Source organism: Paenibacillus arenosi (genome assembly GCF_014841135.1).
GTDB lineage: Bacteria > Bacillota > Bacilli > Paenibacillales > Paenibacillaceae > Paenibacillus_B > Paenibacillus_B arenosi.
In genome coordinates this window covers 112,970-132,602 of record NZ_JACYTN010000006.1, presented here as the reverse complement: position 1 = coordinate 132,602, position 19,633 = coordinate 112,970, and the positions used below count along the sequence as shown (strand labels likewise).

General features: G+C 44.3%; 22 protein-coding genes. 10 read left to right on the top strand and 12 right to left on the bottom strand.

Annotation, left to right across the window (positions count from 1 at the left end):
- Nucleotides 1-100: 100 nt before the first annotated feature.
- Entirely contained in the window at nucleotides 101-358 is a 258-nt protein-coding gene (locus IFO66_RS11090) for a YciI family protein (RefSeq protein WP_192025202.1), read from the bottom strand.
- Between the two features lie 198 nt (nucleotides 359-556).
- Between IFO66_RS11090 and IFO66_RS11085 the strand changes: the two genes are divergently transcribed.
- Both IFO66_RS11085 and IFO66_RS11080 read left to right on the top strand, forming a co-directional pair.
- Nucleotides 557-1,309 carry a DUF2087 domain-containing protein gene (locus tag IFO66_RS11085; RefSeq protein ID WP_192025201.1) on the top strand — a complete coding sequence of 251 codons (753 nt, stop codon included), beginning with the start codon at nucleotides 557-559 and terminating at the stop codon, nucleotides 1,307-1,309.
- Between the two features lie 52 nt (nucleotides 1,310-1,361).
- On the top strand, nucleotides 1,362-1,706 hold the full coding sequence (locus tag IFO66_RS11080; RefSeq protein WP_192025200.1) for a GIY-YIG nuclease family protein: 345 nt from the start codon (nucleotides 1,362-1,364) through the stop codon (nucleotides 1,704-1,706).
- Between the two features lie 125 nt (nucleotides 1,707-1,831).
- Here IFO66_RS11080 and IFO66_RS11075 read toward each other — a convergent pair whose 3' ends face one another.
- Nucleotides 1,832-2,899, bottom strand: coding sequence for an RluA family pseudouridine synthase (locus IFO66_RS11075; protein WP_192025199.1), 1,068 nt, complete (start codon nucleotides 2,897-2,899; stop codon nucleotides 1,832-1,834).
- A gap of 252 nt (nucleotides 2,900-3,151) precedes the next feature.
- Between IFO66_RS11075 and recQ the strand changes: the two genes are divergently transcribed.
- Nucleotides 3,152-5,002 carry a DNA helicase RecQ gene (recQ, locus tag IFO66_RS11070; RefSeq protein ID WP_192025198.1) on the top strand — a complete coding sequence of 617 codons (1,851 nt, stop codon included), beginning with the start codon at nucleotides 3,152-3,154 and terminating at the stop codon, nucleotides 5,000-5,002.
- A 248-nt stretch (nucleotides 5,003-5,250) separates the two neighbouring features.
- Nucleotides 5,251-7,128, top strand: coding sequence for a B12-binding domain-containing radical SAM protein (locus IFO66_RS11065; RefSeq protein WP_192025197.1), 1,878 nt, complete (start codon nucleotides 5,251-5,253; stop codon nucleotides 7,126-7,128).
- 216 nt (nucleotides 7,129-7,344) lie between these two features.
- Here IFO66_RS11065 and IFO66_RS11060 read toward each other — a convergent pair whose 3' ends face one another.
- The 5 genes from IFO66_RS11060 to mnmL all read right to left on the bottom strand — a co-directional run bounded on the left by IFO66_RS11060 (nucleotide 7,345) and on the right by mnmL (nucleotide 11,497).
- Nucleotides 7,345-7,902 (bottom strand): hypothetical protein, encoded by a 558-nt coding sequence (locus tag IFO66_RS11060; RefSeq protein WP_192025196.1) that lies wholly within the window; start codon nucleotides 7,900-7,902, stop codon nucleotides 7,345-7,347.
- A 471-nt stretch (nucleotides 7,903-8,373) separates the two neighbouring features.
- Nucleotides 8,374-9,342, bottom strand: coding sequence for a type I phosphomannose isomerase catalytic subunit (locus tag IFO66_RS11055; RefSeq protein WP_192025195.1), 969 nt, complete (start codon nucleotides 9,340-9,342; stop codon nucleotides 8,374-8,376).
- 21 nt (nucleotides 9,343-9,363) lie between these two features.
- Nucleotides 9,364-9,756, bottom strand: coding sequence for a VOC family protein (locus IFO66_RS11050; RefSeq protein WP_192025194.1), 393 nt, complete (start codon nucleotides 9,754-9,756; stop codon nucleotides 9,364-9,366).
- A 168-nt stretch (nucleotides 9,757-9,924) separates the two neighbouring features.
- Entirely contained in the window at nucleotides 9,925-10,515 is a 591-nt protein-coding gene (gene mnmM / locus IFO66_RS11045; RefSeq protein ID WP_192025193.1) for a tRNA 5-(aminomethyl)-2-thiouridylate-methyltransferase MnmM, read from the bottom strand.
- Between the two features lies 1 nt (nucleotide 10,516).
- Nucleotides 10,517-11,497 (bottom strand): tRNA modification radical SAM protein MnmL/YtqA, encoded by a 981-nt coding sequence (gene mnmL, locus IFO66_RS11040; protein WP_192025192.1) that lies wholly within the window; start codon nucleotides 11,495-11,497, stop codon nucleotides 10,517-10,519.
- 232 nt (nucleotides 11,498-11,729) lie between these two features.
- On the opposite strand from mnmL, the gene IFO66_RS11035 reads away from it, so the two are divergent.
- A complete protein-coding gene (locus IFO66_RS11035; RefSeq protein WP_186785881.1) occupies nucleotides 11,730-11,906 on the top strand; it encodes a hypothetical protein in 177 nt (58 codons plus the stop codon).
- A 311-nt stretch (nucleotides 11,907-12,217) separates the two neighbouring features.
- Nucleotides 12,218-12,973 (top strand): tRNA (guanosine(46)-N7)-methyltransferase TrmB, encoded by a 756-nt coding sequence (gene trmB / locus IFO66_RS11030; protein WP_192025191.1) that lies wholly within the window; start codon nucleotides 12,218-12,220, stop codon nucleotides 12,971-12,973.
- Nucleotides 12,974-13,217: 244 nt separating this feature from the next.
- Here the strand turns inward: trmB and IFO66_RS11025 are convergent, their stop codons facing one another.
- Both IFO66_RS11025 and IFO66_RS11020 read right to left on the bottom strand, forming a co-directional pair.
- Nucleotides 13,218-14,411, bottom strand: a complete 1,194-nt coding sequence (locus IFO66_RS11025; RefSeq protein WP_192025273.1) for an MGDG synthase family glycosyltransferase — start codon at nucleotides 14,409-14,411, stop codon at nucleotides 13,218-13,220.
- Nucleotides 14,412-14,518: 107 nt separating this feature from the next.
- Nucleotides 14,519-15,073 carry a phosphatase PAP2 family protein gene (locus IFO66_RS11020; protein WP_192025190.1) on the bottom strand — a complete coding sequence of 185 codons (555 nt, stop codon included), beginning with the start codon at nucleotides 15,071-15,073 and terminating at the stop codon, nucleotides 14,519-14,521.
- 741 nt (nucleotides 15,074-15,814) lie between these two features.
- Here IFO66_RS11020 and IFO66_RS11015 point away from each other — a divergent pair.
- The 4 genes from IFO66_RS11015 (at nucleotide 15,815) to rplT (ending at nucleotide 18,587) form a co-directional block, all read left to right on the top strand.
- The gene (locus IFO66_RS11015) at nucleotides 15,815-17,053 is read left to right on the top strand and encodes a glycosyltransferase family 2 protein (protein WP_192025189.1); all 1,239 of its coding nucleotides are present in this window, start codon (nucleotides 15,815-15,817) and stop codon (nucleotides 17,051-17,053) included.
- A gap of 336 nt (nucleotides 17,054-17,389) precedes the next feature.
- Complete coding sequence (infC, locus tag IFO66_RS11010) at nucleotides 17,390-17,887, top strand: translation initiation factor IF-3 (protein WP_192025188.1); 498 nt, start codon at nucleotides 17,390-17,392, stop codon at nucleotides 17,885-17,887.
- 63 nt (nucleotides 17,888-17,950) lie between these two features.
- Complete coding sequence (gene rpmI, locus IFO66_RS11005) at nucleotides 17,951-18,151, top strand: 50S ribosomal protein L35 (RefSeq protein WP_028593100.1); 201 nt, start codon at nucleotides 17,951-17,953, stop codon at nucleotides 18,149-18,151.
- 76 nt (nucleotides 18,152-18,227) lie between these two features.
- On the top strand, nucleotides 18,228-18,587 hold the full coding sequence (gene rplT, locus IFO66_RS11000; RefSeq protein WP_028593099.1) for a 50S ribosomal protein L20: 360 nt from the start codon (nucleotides 18,228-18,230) through the stop codon (nucleotides 18,585-18,587).
- Between the two features lie 37 nt (nucleotides 18,588-18,624).
- Here rplT and gerPC read toward each other — a convergent pair whose 3' ends face one another.
- The 3 genes from gerPC to IFO66_RS10985 are packed head-to-tail and all read right to left on the bottom strand — an operon-like array spanning nucleotide 18,625 to nucleotide 19,594.
- Nucleotides 18,625-19,086: a spore germination protein GerPC gene (gene gerPC, locus IFO66_RS10995; RefSeq protein WP_192025187.1), complete on the bottom strand. Its 462-nt coding sequence runs from the start codon at nucleotides 19,084-19,086 to the stop codon at nucleotides 18,625-18,627.
- 23 nt (nucleotides 19,087-19,109) lie between these two features.
- Entirely contained in the window at nucleotides 19,110-19,370 is a 261-nt protein-coding gene (locus IFO66_RS10990) for a hypothetical protein (protein ID WP_192025186.1), read from the bottom strand.
- 8 nt (nucleotides 19,371-19,378) lie between these two features.
- The gene (locus IFO66_RS10985) at nucleotides 19,379-19,594 is read right to left on the bottom strand and encodes a spore germination protein (protein WP_192025185.1); all 216 of its coding nucleotides are present in this window, start codon (nucleotides 19,592-19,594) and stop codon (nucleotides 19,379-19,381) included.
- Between the last annotated feature and the right edge of the window lie 39 nt (nucleotides 19,595-19,633).

Genomic DNA, 19,633 nt, shown 5'->3' with positions numbered 1-19,633 from the left:
ATGAATATGTCACTCCCAATCATTCTGATATATATAATTAGCTGCCTCCAAGCACAAACTTAGCTTGAAAGGCAGCTGTTGAGAAACGAAATTCAGACGCTTACATAAGACCCCATTCTCTTAACTCCAAGTGACGTACACCTTCAATAATGTATGGATCTTGCTCTGCCAACTGCTTCGCTTCTTCAAAGGAGTCTGCGATATAAACAACCATACCACCTGTGCCGTCCGCGAAGGGCCCTCTAGCAAAGATTTTTCCCTGCGCGTGCAGATTTTCAAGGTAAGTTAGATGGTCAGGGCGATAAGTAGCATTTTTAGAAACATCTTTCATGTTCAAAATAGCTGCAAAGTAAGCCATACGATGATCTCTCCTTTTATGATATGGAAAATGGAAATACAGAGCTATCTTCAGTATAGCCCGAAAAGTGTAAATAGGATATCTCAGAGGAAAATTCATAGACAAATGAATCAATTGTTTGCTTTTTATTTGACAATATATAAACGATGAGTAATAATGTCTATTATAAAGACAAACGAAAATAGGATGTGTTTAGGTATGGATATATCAGAAATGTTCTGGAATGCTTCTATAGATGAATTGAAGCAAGGATATCATGAGCAAGAACAGCAATATGTTTGTTTGTTGTGCGGTCAGAAGGTGGAGAAAGGCATTATCTATAAGCAAGGCGATACGTTGTATGAAGCTGAGCGATATACGCGCCTCCATATTGAGCGTGAGCACCAATCCGTGTTCCATTATCTCATTCAGATGGATAAGAAGATGACAGGTTTGACGGAACACCAGAACGGCTTGCTGCAATGTTTTTATGAGGGGAAAAGCGATCGTGAAATTCAGCAGCAGATGGGCATCGGAAGTGCCTCCACGATTCGGAATCACCGCTTTGTATTGAAGGAGAAAGAACGTCAAGCAAAGGTGTTCTTAACGTTAATGGAGCTGTTGAAGGAGAAGGATGAACACGCACCTGCTTTTGTAGAGTATCATAAGACGGCTACGATGGTAGATGAGCGATATAACGTGACGCAAGAAGAGAATGATAAGCTTCTGGCCAAATATTTCCCGGACGGGACGGATGGCAAGTTAAAGACATTCTCGATGAAAGAGAAGAGTAAGTTAGTCGTGTTGCGAGAGATTGCTACGCGCTTCCAGATGGGTACGATTTATAGTGAAAAAGAAGTTAATCAGATTTTAAAAGCGGTTTACGATGATTACGTAACTTTGCGCAGATATTTGATCGAATATGGCTTTCTTGATCGTAAAGAAGACGGTAGTGAATATTGGCTCAAGTAAGAGCTAGTCATATGAATTAGAGGTTTTATGAGTAGAAAGGAGTGCGATAGAAGTGAATCGCAGAGAAGAATTAAAAGCAGCATACAAAGAAATAAAGACGGAAGCGGGCGTGTATCAGATCCGCAATACGACGAATAATAAACGGCTTGTGGTGAGCACGTCGAATTTGCGAACGATTGAAGGCAAGAAATTTCAGCTTAATATGGGCGGACATATGAATAAGGCGCTGCAAGCAGAATGGAAGACGTATGGAGAAGCGGCGTTTGAAATTGAAACATTGGAAATTTTGAAAAAGAAAGAACATGGTTATTTTGATGAGAAAGAAGAATTGAAAAAGCTGGAAGAGAAGTGGCTGAATGAGCTGCAGCCATATGGTGAGGCAGGGTATAACAAGTAAGCTATACGTGGTGTTGCGAGATTAATACCTACAACAGGTGCTTAGATATGCCAATTCAATAGACTGAAAAGGGACGAGTCATTATGACCGTCCCTTTTCGCTTGCTTATATAGAGGAAGCTGAGACTAAGAATTCACAGTTGTGAATAGATTCGTGAATTTCTTCGGAATGTCTGTTTCGAAGCGAAGCACTTTGCCTGTTGTCGGATGCGTAAAGGAAAGAACGCGAGCGTGCAAGCCGAGGCGGCCTATCGTTCTTACTTTTGCACCGTATTTTTTATCGCCAACAATTGGATGTCCGATGTCTTCCATATGCGCGCGAATTTGGTTTTTGCGACCTGTTTCAAGCTGTACTTCCAGCAAGGAATACTGGCGGTTGGACTGCAGTACTTTGTAATGAGTAACCGCATGCTGACCGTCATTTGGATATGGGCTGGAGTACATCTTCAGCGTCTTGCTCTCCTTTAACCATGAGGAAATCGTACCTTCTGGTTTAGTAACAGTCCCTTCAACAAGGGCGATATATAAGCGTTCCTGTACTTTTTCCTTCCATGCATTTTGCAGCGTCTGCTGGACATGCTCACTCTTCGCAAACATCATAACACCAGATGTATCGCGATCAAGACGATGAACGACGAAAATGCGATTGGCTGGATGCGCTTGGCGCACATGTGTTGTAAGCTGTCGGTAAGCTGTCAGTTCTTTTTCTTGTGGCGAAGCAACGGAAAGCAAACCAGCATCTTTGTTGATTACAATTACATGATCATCTTCATGGATAATTCTCAATCCCACGAAGGCAGGTGCATCGCTCGTTTTCTCTTTGCTCACTGTGACAATATCGCCTGGTTCTAGTTGGAAGTTATATATGGTTGTCGCTTTGCTATTTACGGATACTTGTCCACGTGCTAGTACGGATTTTACTGCATTGCGACCCATGTTTATATGTGCAATCAAGAAGCTTAGCAGTTCAGACGATTGTTCCACCGTATAAGATTTAGCTTGCGGCTTTGCAGGTGCTTTTACTGGTGTATGTTGTGATGTTTTCGCAGTTGTATGCTTAGATGGTTTGGGTGGTCTTGATGTAGCATGTTCCAGACCTTGATTTCTATTTTTACTATGGTTTCTATTGGAGCCACCGCTTCTTTGTTGAGTTGGCTTTCCAGTAGGTGATGCGTAGCTGTTTCGTTTCTTCATCGTTGACCTCTTTCTGTTTCTTCATGCAGCGTAAGTGCAAGCCGATCATGAATTCCGTTCATCATTACGGATTGAATACTCCCATCATATCAAAAAGAGCTATCTCACGCTATCGAAAGCACGAAGGGGAATAGTCATGTTATAATTAATGATAAGGCGTTTCCGCATATGGACGGATGGAATCACAAGGTAATTTTGAATAGACCTTGCAGCTGAGTCATTTATTAATCAAAGTTAGGAGCATCTGATCGCATGACATTGACGATGAGTGAAGCGCGTTCGACGCTTCAAAAAGTTTATGGCTATGATGATTTTCGGGAAGGACAATCTCGAATTATTAACCATTTGCTGCAAAGAAAAGATACCGTCGGCATTATGCCAACTGGCGGAGGGAAATCGATCTGTTATCAAGTGCCAGCGCTGCTTCAGCATGGTTTGACATTAGTCATTTCACCGCTCATTTCTTTAATGAAAGACCAAGTTGATGCGCTTCACAGTTTAGGGGTAAGAGCAGGCTATATAAATAGTACGCAGGATGCTTCTGAAGCAGGACGAATTTTATACGAAGCAGAGCGCGGACAGTTGAAGTTGCTATATGTTGCACCCGAACGATTGGAAAGTGAATGGTTCCGTGAGCGCGCCAAGCAGTTGCGCATTGCCTTTATTGCTGTGGATGAAGCGCACTGTGTGTCGCAGTGGGGGCATGACTTCCGGACGAGCTACCGAGCGATTGCACCATTTGTACGTGAATTGGCTGCGCATAACTATGGTGAGCGCCCGCTGCTTGCAGCATTTACGGCAACCGCAACGCCAGAGGTAACAGAGGACATGATCCGTCTGTTGGAACTGCAAGATCCCGAATTGATTGTGACTGGATTCAAGCGCGATAATCTTGCGTTTACGGTGCTGCGCGGTGAAACTCGCAAAGACTTCGCGTTGAACTATGTGCGCCAGCGTACGAATATGGTTGGTATTATTTATGCTTCTACTCGTAAAGATGTCGAAGATTTGCATAGCATGCTGGTGAAGGCAGGCATTCCAGCAGGGCGCTATCATGCAGGATTGTCGGATGATGAGCGCGCGCACATGCAGGAAGCATTTCTATATGATGACATTCGGGTTATTGTAGCGACGAATGCATTTGGTATGGGGATTGATAAGTCTAACGTCAGATATGTACTGCATTACAACATGCCGAAGCATATGGAAGCGTATGTGCAGGAGGCAGGCCGTGCGGGACGAGATGGAGAAGCGAGTGAATGTGTGCTGCTGTTCCACCCGCAGGATATTTTGACGCAAAAGTTCTTTATTGAGCAGAGTGAAGCATTGCCAGAGCGCAAAGCCCATGAATATAAGAAACTACAGTCCATGATTGACTTCTGCTATACGCCGGAGTGTCTTGTTACGTATATGCAGCGTTATTTTGGCGAGATCGACCAACAACCTTGTGGGATGTGCGGCAATTGTAAGGATGAGCGTGAGCAAGTCGACATTACGTTGGATGCGCAAAAAATCTTTTCCTGCATTTATCGGATGAGAGAGCGTTGGGGTGTTTCGATGGTTGCCTCGGTATTGAAAGGTTCTCGAAACAAAAAGGTTGTGCAAAATGGTTTTGATATATTGCCAACCCATGGCATGATGCGTCATCTGACAGAGAAGGCAATCTCCGATCTTATCTACGTGCTTATTGCTGACGGATACTTAAGTCTGAGTGAAGGTCAATATCCTGTTGTTCGTTTGCTGCCTACAGCGGCAGATGTGTTGAAGGGCAAGCAGCAAGTATTCCAGAAAGTTGCGAACGAGCTGAAGCCGAAGGTGGAAGCGGCAGTTGATGAGACGTTGTTCGAGCAGCTTCGTTTATTGCGTCGTGATATAGCTAACAAAGCGAATGTACCACCATATATCGTATTCAACGACAGCACGCTGCGCGAAATGACGGAGAAGCGACCAACAACAGTGGATGCATTCCTGAAAGTAAAAGGTGTTGGTGAGGCGAAGGTACAGAAGTTTGGACAGCCATTCCTTGAATTGTTCCGCAATTTGGAGCAGCAGGAGGCAGCACAGGATGAGCCGTCTGGTTGGCATGAGGATGAAGGGTATTAAGAGCTGTCGAAGTGAGCAGCACAGAAAGAGAATGTTACAAAAGTCTCTTTTTTTGTAAAGAACTTAAAATGACTTTCGTACATTTTAACAGGATACATGTTAGAGGGACTACACATTGGAGAGGACTGCTCCTTTACCAAGGTTGGTCCTTCCTTTTATTTTAATAGATGTCGTATAGAATCTCGAATAATGGGCGAAAAATCGTTATAATGAGAGGATTGGCTGGTTAGCCGTTGAAAGGAGCTACTATGAAAGTCGTACTAGCAACGTTAAATGCAAAATATATTCACACATCACTCGCCATCCGATGCCTGAAAGCGCATTGTGAACCGGAATTTCCGATAGAGCTGGCAGAATTTACGATTAAAGACCCTGTGATGAACATCGTATCTGATCTATATCAGCGCAAACCTGATGTGATTGGATTCTCTTGTTATATTTGGAGTATCGAAGAGACGATAAAAGTCATTAGCATGCTGAGAAAAGTATTACCGGAAGTCAAAGTAGTGCTAGGTGGTCCTGAAGTATCTTATGATACGACGTATTGGATGGAGCGTCTTCCTGATGTTGATTTCATTATCGTAGGTGAAGGGGAGGAGACACTGCTTCACTTGCTGCGAGAAATAAGTACGGATCAAAAATATCACTTTGTGTTTGGGCTTGGATATCGTAATAAAACGAATGAGGTTGTCATTAATCCACCGCGTCCGAAGCTGGACCTGAATCAAATTCCGACTCCGTATCGGTTTGCGGAGGATTTGCCTGATTTGGGACGTCGTGTTGTGTATTTCGAAACGAGCCGGGGCTGCCCGTTCAGCTGTCAATTTTGTCTTTCTAGTATTGAGGTTGGCGTTCGTTATTTCGATATGGAGCGTACGAAGTCAGATTTGTTATATCTCATTAACAATGGTGCGAAATTGATTAAATTTGTCGATCGGACTTTCAACATTAAGCGAGATTACGCGATGGAAATTTTCCAGTTCCTCATTGATAATCATAACGGCTGCGTGTTCCAATTCGAAATTACGGCAGATATTATGCGTCCAGAAGTGCTTGATTTCTTAGCTGAGCACGCACCTCCAGGTATATTCCGCTTTGAAATTGGTGTGCAGTCGACGAATGACCCAACGAACGAACTTGTGAAGCGTCGCCAGAACTTTAAGAAATTGACGCGTACAGTAACTAAGGTTAAAGACAGTGGGAAGATTGATCAGCATCTTGATTTAATTGCTGGCCTGCCATTGGAAGATTATGCGATATTCCGTACAACGTTTAATGATGTGTTTGCGCTGCGTCCGGAAGAAATCCAGCTTGGTTTCTTGAAGCTGCTGCGTGGAACGGGGTTGCGTATTGATGCTGCAAAGTACGGATATGTCTATATGGATCATGCTCCGTACGAGATGCTCAGCAATGATATATTGCCATTTGATGATGTTGTCCGTCTTAAGCGTCTAGAAGATGTGTTGGAAAAATATTGGAACTCGCATCGTCTGGATACGACGATGGAGCATTTGATGGAGCGTGAGTTTGGTTCCCCATTTGATTTCTTCCAAGCGTTTGGTGACTACTGGGAGGGCCAGGGATGGCAGAAGATTGGCCATCAGTTGGAAGATCTATTCGTCCGCCTTAGCAGCTTCTTGGGAGAGCGCGAACTGAAGCATCCAGAGGTCGCTCAAGGGCTAATGAAGTTGGACTACTTTATGAACCACAAGTACAAGCCTCGTAAAATATGGTGGCAGGACGTACTTGATAAAGATGGGGTAGGGCGTATTCTTCGTGCAGCAGCGGAACATCCTGAGCGATTGGGCAGTGACTTTGCGGCACTTGGGTTGAATGAGCGTGAGCTGCACAAGCATGCGGTTGTAGAGCGAATGCCGTTCGATGTTGCCTATTGGATGGTTGTAGGTCAGACAGCGGGGCAAGGTTCGGTGGATGATGGAAATTCCAACGACCCTTCTAATCAAGATGTACAGAATGAATCTATGGAAGTGACGACGTCGGTTCAGACACTAACCGCTGCACCTTCAGCGGATATAGAGTCATCCATTGTAATTGTTGTATACCAACAGCAGGAAAATGGCCGTCCACTTGTCTTCGTCGTGTCCGATAAGGTGTTGCTAGCGTAGCTGTAGGCTGATAAACAAATACGTGAAATCGCTAAATGGTCAGAATTGTGATGTTTCAATCGTGTTCACGCGATAGTAGACGCCCAGCATGACAATAAAAACAGGATCTCGCACTCCACTTTAGTGGAAGTTGAGGTCCTGTTTTTGATAGTAAGGTTCGTCGTAAAGCTCAAGTTTTACAAAGTGACGTTTGAGAGAGTTGTAATGATCTTGCATTTAATTAGGGAGGCGTAGAACGTAACCGCTGTTCGGCAGTGTGAACATTTGCAGGTCGATCTCTTCACTGTGCATATCGCTTTCTTGGTGATGTTTACGATGCATATACTGATGGTTCGATTCGTCCGTTGACTGGTGGGCATATCGACGTTTTGCTGACATTTTTTCTAGCTCATCCTTAAAAGCGGATTGTTGTACACTCTGACAGTGATCATAATAGTCATCATACTCATCCTTGGCTAATAAACGCGTATCCTCATCTCGGAAGTCATTTAGCATGATTTGCATAACTTGTTTGAATTGTTCTTCGTCCTCGGCTTGTTTAATTAGTTGTAAATAATTATTGTATCTATCAATCCAGTCCGATTTCATATGAATATCCATCTCTTTGAAATGCGGATGGTGTTGAAGCAGCATCGTGTACGCATGTTTGAGATCAGCCATCATATGTTTTGTTGTCAATCGTTTCGGCGGAGGCAGTGCTTCTTCTCCATATGCCGTCCATGCTACGCCCATCGTTAGTAAAATGGCTATAAAGACGAGTGCTGTTCGTTTCATTACGATCATCCTTTCTTTATAGTTGAAATCGTTGAACTACAACCTTAACATTGTGATGCAGTTCAATAAGCTTTTTTCACTCTGTGCAATTGCATGTACTGATGTAAATAGTGGTATGTAATGGTCTTACTTACATCGTAAATAGTTTGAACATTCATTCATGTGAAATTAGTCACAAAATTATCCGAGTCCATGAACAATTTGTGATTTTTACTGTCTATGAATAAGAATTGATAAGCGCTGAGTTCCGTGAGGGACGTATCGAAGCTTACGAAAGGTATCGTAATAAACATCGTATGAATATAATATCAATGCTTAAAAATCAATATAAAGAAAAGAGATCCGCTTAAATGAAACGGATCCCTTAACCTTAACTAACAAGTTGCAGCTATGTGGTTTAGATCAAAATGAGTGCACAAACGGATGTGTTCATTTATCTTAAAAATACTTTCCAACGATCATTCAGAACTATTAAGGTGCAACAGAACGAAGGACTGTGCAGTTGCCCTCAAGTGTATAGCTGCCCAAGTTGGCTGGTATTAAGAAACATTCGCCAGAACGGAAATCGATAGAGCCTTGTTCCCAGCTAAGCGTACCTGTACCATCGCAAATAACGAGAATAACAAAGCTCTCAGCAGTCGTTGACAACGCCCAAGGTGTGCTTACGATACCTTTTTCCACAATAAAGTACGGTGATTGTGCAAGCTGCAGCCACTCATTAGGCTTCGCATCGTCTGTCTTCATGCGAGTTGCTCCTGCGCCTTCGTAAGCAATTACATTCAAGGAATCCTCGATATGCAGCTCACGTGGCTGGCCATCAAGGCCAGGGCGGTTGTAATCATACAGACGGTAAGTGGTATCGGAATTTTGCTGCACTTCAGCTACCACAACCCCAGCACATAGAGCATGCACGGTACCAGCAGGAATGTAGAAGGAGTCTCCCGCTTGAACAGGAACTTTTTGAAGTGCCTCCATAATACGTCCTTCTTCAATAGCTTGTGCTAGAGCAGCACGATCGACGTTTTCTTTTAGGCCGTAAATGATCTTAGCACCTGGTTTGGCATCGAGTACATACCACATTTCTGTTTTTCCAAGCTCGCCTGTAGGTAAGCCTTCGTATTCATCTGTAGGATGAACTTGAATGGACAAGTCATCGTTGCAATCAAGCAGCTTAATAAGCAGCGGGAAGCGTCCGTTTTTTTCAGAGAAGCCTTTCGTGCCGAACCATTCGCGTCCAAATTGTTCACGAACTTCATCCAATCCTTTTCCAGCAAGCTCACCATTCACAACTTGTGTAATGCCATTCGGATGGTCACCGATCATCCAGCCTTCGCCTATATGACCTACTGGTAGTTCAAGCCCGAATTGCTCCAAGGCACGTCCGCCCCAGACACGTTCTTTGAACTCGGGTTGGAATTTTAGTGGATATGGTATTGTCATGTCTCTTCACTCCCATGTTAGTTAAGTTCTAGTTGTTTGGAACAGCTCAAGATGTTCGCCGTCAGGTCCTTTGAAGAAGAAATAGCGGCTGCCGTTGGGCAATGTCACGATTCCCTGATCGATAAGTTCAACTTGAAGCTGTTGAATGCGTTCAAATTCAGACTCGATGTCATCGACGGTAAAGGCAAGATGATGCACTTTTCCTTCAGCAGGCAAGTTATCATTGTAGCCTTGGATGAGTTCAAGCTCAATGCTGTCTTGATCCGGAAAGCCCAAAAAAGCTAATTCAATAATGCCATTCGTATGAAGAAGCTTACTTTTCAACGTCATGCCGATAATATCGGTATAAAAGGCAATGGATTGCTCTAAATCGCGCACCATAATCCCCGTATGTTCGAGTTTGCGTACGGCCATCTTCTTCGTCTCCTTTTAGCTGTAGTCTTGTCTTGTTCGATCTGGACTTGATCTATATGTAGCTTCCACTGCCTAGTAGGTAGACTATAGGAAGGATACAACTGATTCGGGTGAGTTGTGGATTTTCCGTATTTTTGTAAAGAACAGATGCTCGCTGATGCAGCTAACCTAGCTCCGCCGCTTCTCGATGGCGATCGCGTAAGGTGCATGCGGGCGCTGCAGTATGCGGTAGATCAACGCCTGCCCAACCACCTGGGGCAGGCCAGCGGCCCAAGCCTGGACGGCGTCCGCTTCGCGGTCGCCCCCGTCGTGGCCCGGGTACAGCACGACGCTAAGCACGCCGCCAGGGCGCAGCAGAGCCAAGGCCCCCTCTAGCGCAGCCAGCGTCGTAGACGGCTCCGTCATGACAGCCTTGTCGGCTTCTGCCGCTGGCAGGAAGCCAAGATTGAACATGACGGCAGCCGTCTGCCCGTGCCACTCCGGGGGCAGCGCACCGACAAGGTCGGCGTGGCTTGCAAGCCGCAAGTCCACATGCGCTGCTGCGTCCAGGCCTAGGCCGCTGTCGAGGCGCTTACGCGTCAGTTCCAGCGCTTGCGCCTGAATGTCGAACGCGGCTACGTGTCCGCGTTCTCCAACAAGCTGGGCGAGGAACAACGTGTCCACGCCCGTACCCATCGTTGCGTCTACTACGCGATCGCCTAGTTGGACGCGTTCTTTCACCATTTGCTGGGCAAAGCTCAGCACAGAAAGGAATCCCATCTTACTTCGCCCTCCAATACTTGCCCTGCCATGTATGGCGTAATCTTAGCTCTCTGTCGATGCCGTTTAACACTTCCCACTTCTTCTGGCTCCACATCGGGCCAATAAGAAGATCGCGCGGCGCATCGCCAGTAACGCGATGAACGATCATATCCGGTGGCAATTGCTCCAAGGAGTCTACGATCAACTTAATGTACTCATCCTGCTCCAAGAAGCGCAGCAAGCCAGCCTCGTATTGCTTAACCATCGGTGTCTTGCGCATGAGGTGAAGCAGGTGCAGCTTGATGCCTTGCACATCCATACGAGATACTTGGCGCAGCGTCTCCATCATCATTTCATGTGTCTCTTGCGGCAAGCCATAAATAATATGGGTACACACACGAATGCCATGCTTGCGCAGCTTCTCCACTGCTTCTATATAGCAGGCAGTATCATGTGCACGGTTAATTAAGTTGGATGTGGATTCATGCACGGTTTGCAATCCCATCTCAATCCACAAATACGTTCGCTGATTCAACTCTGCCAAATATTCGACAACATCGTCAGGTAGGCAGTCTGGTCGTGTGGCAATCGATAACCCTACGACTCCCGGCTGTTCAAGGATGACCTCGAAATACTCTCGCAGCGTTTCTACTGGTGCATAGGTGTTCGTATAAGCTTGGAAGTAGCCAATATATTTGGCATTAGGCCACTTCGTATGTTGGCGATCGCGAATCGTATTGAACTGAGAGACGAGATCGTCACGACGGCGTCCAGCGAAGTCGCCGGAACCGCGTGCGCTGCAAAAGGTGCAGCCGCCAATTGCAATATTTCCGTCCCGATTCGGACAAGTAAAGCCAGCATCGAGCATCACTTTGAATACTTTTTCTCCGAACTGTTCGCGCATCTCATAATTCCATGTATGAAACCGTTTGTCTGCCCATAGCATGGGTTGTTCATCGCTGAACTCGACTTCAGTAATAAGTTGTTCTGTATGTGTCATAGGTATATGTTAAACCCTTTCCAATCGTCCATAAGCATCATGAAGATGCACTACTTATTGTAACAGAAATAGGGTACAAATGCGAAGTTGAGCTTCAATAAAACTTACACAAAATGTTACATTTTCAAGGAGGAAGAAAGCGCTTACTGATAGAATAGTATAGAATAAGTCGGACTGATCCAGACGATGCTTACAAATGTAAAGACATCGAAATAAGGTGAGGTGAACAACGATGGGCGATCTATTTACGATTCCGCAAGGGGAAAAGAAGATTGCAGTAGAGTTGACGATTAAGGAAGCGATGGCATTAATGGGGCAGCAATTCCCATACGGGTCTGAAGTAAAGGCAGCTGCTCAGCAAAAGGTACGTCAAGCTGTAGAGCGTCAATACGAGATTGTCAGCAATTAATGCACGATTATGATGATACTTAAGGAAGATAGTTATGGAGAAGGGATGCCTTTCGCGGCATTCCTTTTTTTCGTGCTTTACAGGGGGATGGTCTTTTTGGCACAATTAACAATCGGAACAGTTGTCTTGTTATCACGTCATCGTTCTGTATAATGTGAGGATTACTGTACACTACGAATTCATTTACTGGGACCACTTCACAACATGCGTACTCTGCTCAATTCGTGCAGAACGTTGCTGCTGCGGTTGTTCCGTTTATTTTGATTGAATGGATTACAAATACGACCAACATGATATGGAGGCCTATATTTATGCGTTTGCGTGGTAAAAAAGGTGCTCTCTCACAACTGGAGCATATGACTTCACTTGTTGTTTTGGAGCCAGAAGCCCATAAAGGGAAATGGAGCAGTTTATTTGGAAATGATAACCCGATCTGGGTAGAGTTCGGTATGGGGAAAGGCCAGTTCGTTACACAAATGAGCTTGAAGTACCCGCATATTAACTTTATCGGTATCGATATGTACGACGAACTGCTTGCACGTGCAAGCGAAAAGGCGATGAAAGCAGTGGAAGGCCTTGAGACAGAGCTGCCTCATCCAGCCAACTTGAAGCTCGTTCGCACGAACGTTGAATTTATTGAAAATGTTTTTGCGGAAAATGAGTTGGAGCGCGTGTACTTGAATTTCAGTGATCCATGGCCGAAGAAGCGTCACGCTCGTCGCCGTTTGACACATTACCGCTTCGTTGAGAAATATATTCATATTATGAACGAGCTGGGAGAGATTCACTTCAAGACAGATTCAGAGACTTTATTCGAATCTTCCCTGAACAGCTTTGCAGATATGGAGCTTATTACGCGTCGTATTTCATTGAACCTTCATCGCGATGGAATTAATGAAGAGCATGTGATGACAGAATACGAGCAAAAGTTCATGGGCAAAGGAATGAACATTCATCGTATCGAAGTTGTTGTAGGTGAAGAGGCGATTCGGAAATATCGAGAAGAGAAACAGCAGGAGAAGCGTCGTGCTGTTGCGGAAGAAAAAGACGACCAAGAAGAGAACTAGACGGACTAGGCTCTATTAAATTTGGCGATTTGAGTTACATTTGCCAACTAGCTTATAACAAAAAAATCCCCTTCAGATCCGTAATTCGATTCGGATACGAAGGGGATTTTTTTGTTATATAAACATGAATTTCGATATAGTTCATTACTTGCTTTGCTAATACGACTTTCTTATCTACCCAATGTACTACGATCCGTTCTTTTATTTGCAATTGCCGAATGTTGTCGATAACGGACAGACTATTTTACAAACGACTAAGCATTTGCTTTTCGCCTAATAAATCATGCAGTAATGACTCCGCACATGCTTGCGGGTGATAGCGTGATGCATTTTGTACATAGGCCATCCTTCTCGCAGATACTTCTTCGTACTCATAGGCTAGCTTGCTCATCCATTTGGCCACCGCTTTCGGGCAATCAATCGGTTCACCATACCCTTTGGCTGTGAAATATTGGCAGTTCTCTTCCTCTTGTCCAGGCAGTGGACTGTAGAACAGCATAGGAATGCCCTTAGCTAGTGCTTCTGTGCATGTCATGCCGCCGGGCTTCGTTACGAGCAGGTCTGATACATCCATCAGCTTATCCACTTCATTCGTATAGCCAATCATATGCACATTCTCATGCTGGAAGCGTGGGTTTTTAAGTAGCTTCTCACGCAGCTTGTCATTGTTGCCAACACAAAATACGAATTGAATATGATTGGTCCAACGTGTCAGCAACTCGTTCGTATCATTGGGGTCCATAAGTCCCCAACCGCCACCCATGACCATAACCGTTGGCATTTCTTTAAGTCCTAACTGTTTGCGAATGTCTGCTTTCATGTTGCGGTCATGCTGCTCACAGAACTTTGGATGAACCGGTATCCCAGTAATTTCAATGCGCCCAGGATGGACACCGTGCTCTACTAGTTTCTTTTTCACTTCATCTGTAGATACCAAATAGCGATCGACCATAGGTGACACCCATGCAGCATGTGCATCATAATCGGTAATTAATGTATATAAGGGTACGTTCAGACCTTGACGGCGAAGTCGAGAGACGACGGCGTTCGGGATCGGATGCGTACATACGATCATATCTGGCTTTAACTGTCGAAATACCGACATGGCATGCGTGTAAAATAGACGATGCAGGGCAAGTGTCGTAAGACGATTTAAAGAACGACGATATTGTTTTTTGTACATGTAGCCGACAAGCTTTGGCTGTATTGTTACGGTATGGCGATAAGCTTCGATGATGAGCGGTGCCATTATTGGGTTCAAGAACTTTCCAAGCTCCATAACACGTGTTTGGACATGAGGAGAAGTTCTACGCAAGCTAACGGATAATGCATGTGCAGCTTGTGTATGACCTGCCCCGAAGCGTTCGGATAAAAGCAAAATGCGTTTCTTTTCACCCGTTATGCTGCCGAACCATTGTGCTTCTGTATCGTTGAACATGGACAAGGCTTGTTGTTCCATACCTGTCACCTTTCCTCGATTGAATTTTAAACACTTTGAATCTGACGGATTGCAAGTAGGTTATCCCTTCAACTTCTCTTACCACATTAAACGAATGAGTAATCCATTAAGTTGCTCGGCCATAGTGATACGGTTAGCGCTGCTGTTCCTGCGCCGAGTATAGCACCTGCCAAGCAGTCCGAAGGATAATGCAAACCAAGATACATGCGAGACAATGCCACAATGCTGGCTGCAGGAACAAGAATCCAGGCTAGCTGCGGCATCAACGCAATAAAGGGTACAATGATCGAAAATGCCGCTGTTGAATGTCCAGAAGGAAATGAATGATCGACGAGCGGCTTCCGAAATGTACGTATGTCAGGCATAGCTACATGCGGACGAAGCCGCGGGTATACCTTTTTAATAAGTACAACAGGTATATGGCTAATGCCTAGTGCAAGTAGAGCTTGCCAGCCTGCCATACTCCAAGGTGCAGGGCTAAACAGCGCAATAAGCGATGAACATGCTATTGTAAATGTTGCTCCACCTAAGTGGGTAAATGAATATAGGACAAAGCTCGTGATGCGATGATGCATCCGATGATTAATCCAGAAAAACAGCTGTCGTTCGCATTGCAATAACCATGAGAGCAGACGGGTCATAATATCCCCTCCGTAGTAGCAAGTTATGGTTGGACTGAAGTTTGAACACATCTTAACAAGGTAACATTAACAGAAGATAATCATTTTGTGAATTTTTCATGATGAAGATGTAAAATTAGCGTGTATAACATTGTACATCCTTTAGATTCAAGTAACCATCGTTTGGGTATACTGAAGTAGAATTTGGTTGGTTGATTTGCTACAATGAGTAACACATGAATTGTTGAGCTTTCATGTTTGATTCATTTTGCTGTGTGTGGTTTAACAACATATAAAAAGTTTTTGTTTGTGCAACTTTTTATCGTTCAAACCCGTCATAACGAATGAGTCTGTCATTTCGTTATGCTTCATTCACTCTGTCGTTTGCTTGTCCATGCATCTTTGTAGTCCTTAAAGAGGATATAACACCAAGAGAAAGAGGGACTTTAGCTGCAAAAACGTTGGATTTGGTTGAAAATGAGTATAAAGTAGCATGAATAGACGTCAGCTGCATATAAATTGCACGCCAACCGCTTATAGCGCAGTCAGAAGCAAATGAAAGCCAATAAAAGGTTTTGACAAAAGGGTGCAAACATTAGACAATCATGATCGACCGTTTTATTACGTTTGGATGACATTCGTATGACATTCGAAGAGAGAAATATGGAATGCAGCTCGTTAGTGAGCAAACGTAGTATGTAAGCCTGTAGAGAGAGATTAGGATATGTATTAGGGGTATTTGATTAAAGGGGGACACCTAGCATGGTGGATAATTGGTTAGTTGTTATGCAGTTTTTGCTGGCAGCTATCGGGGTTTATCAATTTACACTTTCTTTGTTTGGAATTTATCGTAAGAAGAAACATATACAACACGAGCCGAAGAAGACATTCGCTGTGCTCGTAGCTGCACATAACGAAGCAACGGTTATCGATGCGTTGATGGAGAACTTGAAGACGCTGGATTATCCGAAAGATATGTATGATGTTTTTGTTATCTGTGACAATTGTACAGACAATACAGCAGAGATCGTTCGTGCGCACGGCTGGACAGCTTGCGAGCGTCACAATCCTCAGCAGCGCGGTAAAGGCTTTGCGATTGAGTGGATGTTGAAGAATTTGTGGGAAATGGAGCGCCAGTTCGATGCCGTTGTCATGATTGATGCGGATAACTTGGTCAGCACTGATTTCCTAACTGAAATGAACAACGACCTGTGCTCTGGAGCACGCGTTATTCAAGGTTACATTGATACGAAGAATCCACATGATTCTTGGATCACAGCCGCTTACGGTGTAACTTACTGGTACTGCAACCGCTTGTGGCAGTTGTCCCGTACGAACCTCAAGATGGCTAACTTCTTGGGTGGAACGGGTATGTGCTTTGAGAGCAAATTGCTTCAAGAAATGGGCTGGGGAGCTACAAGCTTGGTCGAAGACTTGGAGTTTACGGTTCGTTGTGTTAAGAACGGTGTTAATCCCGTATTTAACTATAAGGCTCGCGTATTTGACGAGAAGCCGCTTACGTTCAAAGCTTCTGCACGCCAGCGCTTGCGTTGGATGCAAGGTCACTTTACAGTAGCACGTCGTTATTTCTTCCCATTGATGTGGCAAAGTATTAAGGAGCGCAACTTGGCGAAGTTTGATACAGCATTGTACAGCATGACGGTATACACGGTATTGATTACGTTCTTGCTTACTGCTTATATTTGGGTAGATGCAGCGTTCTTCAATGGCCCGAACTTCCCGACGCTAACTGAAATATTGCCGCCATGGCTGTTTGTTGGCTCAATCGTGATGACATGTGCAGCGTTTATTCTTGCACTAGTACTTGAAGGTGTTAGATCGCCGCGTATCTATGCATCCTTGCTTACATTCCCAATCTTCTTGCTTTCTTGGTGGCCAATTACGTTCTACGCGTTCTTCACGCAGAACAACAAAGTATGGAGCCATACAGAGCATACACGTGTTGTAAGATTGGAAGATGTGCAGGGCAAGCAAGCCTAATATACAGATGTTACATGTTCGATGGGGAGTCTATAGGCTCCCCATCTTTTTCATAGCTCAGCTAAACAGCTAATGTAAAAATTTACGTTCTGGTACACTTGACTCTGTACATCGCATATGATATATTACTTGAGTACGACTAATACGAAAGCAGGAGCGCCCGCTTCTCACCTGACCGACTCAGAGTTGGCTGGTCTATGAAACTTATCGCTTTTAGTGCGATACTCACGTGTGATGATAAGTGAGGGATGTGGGCTCTTTTATGAGCACGCATCCCTTTTTTGATGAATTTGGGGATATAAATGATGGAGGTGGAAGGTCATTAGCAAGGAACATATGATCAATGAAGAAATTCGTGCTAAGGAAGTTCGTCTTGTCGGACCAGATAGTGAACAGTTAGGTATTAAACCTTTCCGTGAAGCTCTTCAAATGGCTATTGATGCAGAATTGGACTTGGTTAACGTGGCACCACAGGCGAAGCCGCCAGTATGTCGCATTATGGACTATGGAAAGTTCCGCTATGAGCAGCAGAAGAAAGAGAAAGAAGCTCGCAAGAACCAGAAGGTTGTTGACGTGAAGGAAGTATGGTTCCGCGCAAACATCGAGGAAAACGACTACCAAACGAAGCTTCGTAACGTTGTTAAGTTCCTCAAAGATGGGGACAAAGTGAAATGCTCTGTTCGCTTCCGCGGTCGTGAGATTACACATGCTTCAATCGGTCAACGCGTGTTGGAGCGCGTTAAGAAAGAGGTTGAAGAGCTTTGCACAATCGAGCGTCAACCTAAGCTTGAAGGCCGCAGCATGATAATGATTCTAGCGCCTAAGAGCAACTAACGAGTCCTCCCGCCACGCAGAGAAGGTGGCGGATTGGATTTGATTATTGAGGAGGAAATGATTATGCCTAAAATGAAAACGCACAGCAGCCTTAAAGGCCGCTTCAAAATTACAGGTACTGGTAAAGTTCGCCGTTACAAAGCTTACAGAAACCACCTGTTGTCCCATAAGTCCGGACGTCAAAAGCGCGTTCTCGCTGGAAACCCAGTAATGGCTCCTGGTGACGTGAACCGTTTGAAACAGCAATTGGCTAACTTGAAGTAATAACGTAAGAACTTGCAGTCGCACAAACGGCTCAAGCAATAATTCGGATACATGATTCGATTGGGAGGTTACTAGAATGGCACGAGTTAAAGGCGGATTTACTACACGTCGTCGTCATAAAAAAGTACTAAAACTAGCTAAAGGTTACTTTGGTTCCAAGCACCGTCTATTTAAGACAGCTAACGAGCAAGTAATGAAATCCTTGCTTTATGCATACCGCGATCGTCGCGTTAAGAAGCGCGATTTCCGCAAATTGTGGATCGCTCGTATCAACGCAGCTGCTCGTATGAACGGTTTGTCCTACAGCAAATTCATGCACGGCTTGAAGCTTGCTGAAGTAAACATCAACCGTAAAATGCTTGCTGATCTTGCAGTGAACGATATCAACGCGTTCAACTCTTTGGCAACAGTAGCTAAACAAAAAATCAACGCATAGTAGCTTGCGTTATACGATAAAGAGCACTGCACTCGAATTATTCGAATGCGGTGCTCTTTTGTTGTTTGCTAGTATCATTATTTTGATTTTTACTATGATGTTGATTGTTTTCTCCTTGCTTTTCCTCATCCAGCTTTGACATATCATAGACATTAGTCTCATTCGAATAAGTTGTATCCATGTTCTCCATTTGCTTTTCTCCTTGTTCCTTGAGCGAGCCCATTAGCTTTTGCAGCTCTTTTTCATCTGTAAGTGCCGTTAATCCGACATTGAGCGTTCCTGATAAGTCACTAACGTGCAATTCTTGAATTTTATAGTTGATCGTGCCAATTTGAATAGGTTTAGTTTCTTTTATTTTTTCTTGTAGTGTTTGATTCTCTAATTTTTGCTGTTGGACTTGAGTTTCTAATTGTGAAATGCGAGCTTCCATGGAGCGTATCCGTTCCTCTAAGGCCTGCCACACGTAAAAGGTAGAAGGTGAGGATGAGTAAGGCTGCATCGAATCGCCTCCATACTAATTTTTTATTCTATTGGCCTTTCAATTGGTGGCATTCCAAGTTGCGGAAGGATGATAGGCTCTTCCATAAGCTCAGCTTCAGGGACTGCTACAGGCTCCGATGACTGTGTATGACCAGAGTTCATAGCCGGCGGAGTTTCGCCTTCAGGAGTTGGAACTTGGCTCGTTGCATTTTGGTTGCTGCCCAAAAATGTCGTACCGATATTAATGGAAGCTAGGTTGCTCAGGACATTAACGCGTATTTGATTAATACAGATGTTCATCATGTACACCTCTATATGACCACACTTGGACTTGATATGACATCAGGGTTGTTGACCAAATTACTTTCACTATTAATGGAAGTGGTGCAATCACCAACGACAGAGTTTCCGCCTACACTTTTTGTTTCCGTTGAATTGCCTTTTATAATCGTATTCCCTAAATTAAAGGACCCGTTACTGGATATGGCATTGACACGAATGTTGAAAATGTTAAATACGTTAGGCATATCCATCCATCCTTTGACTGTAATCCGTCTAACCGTATT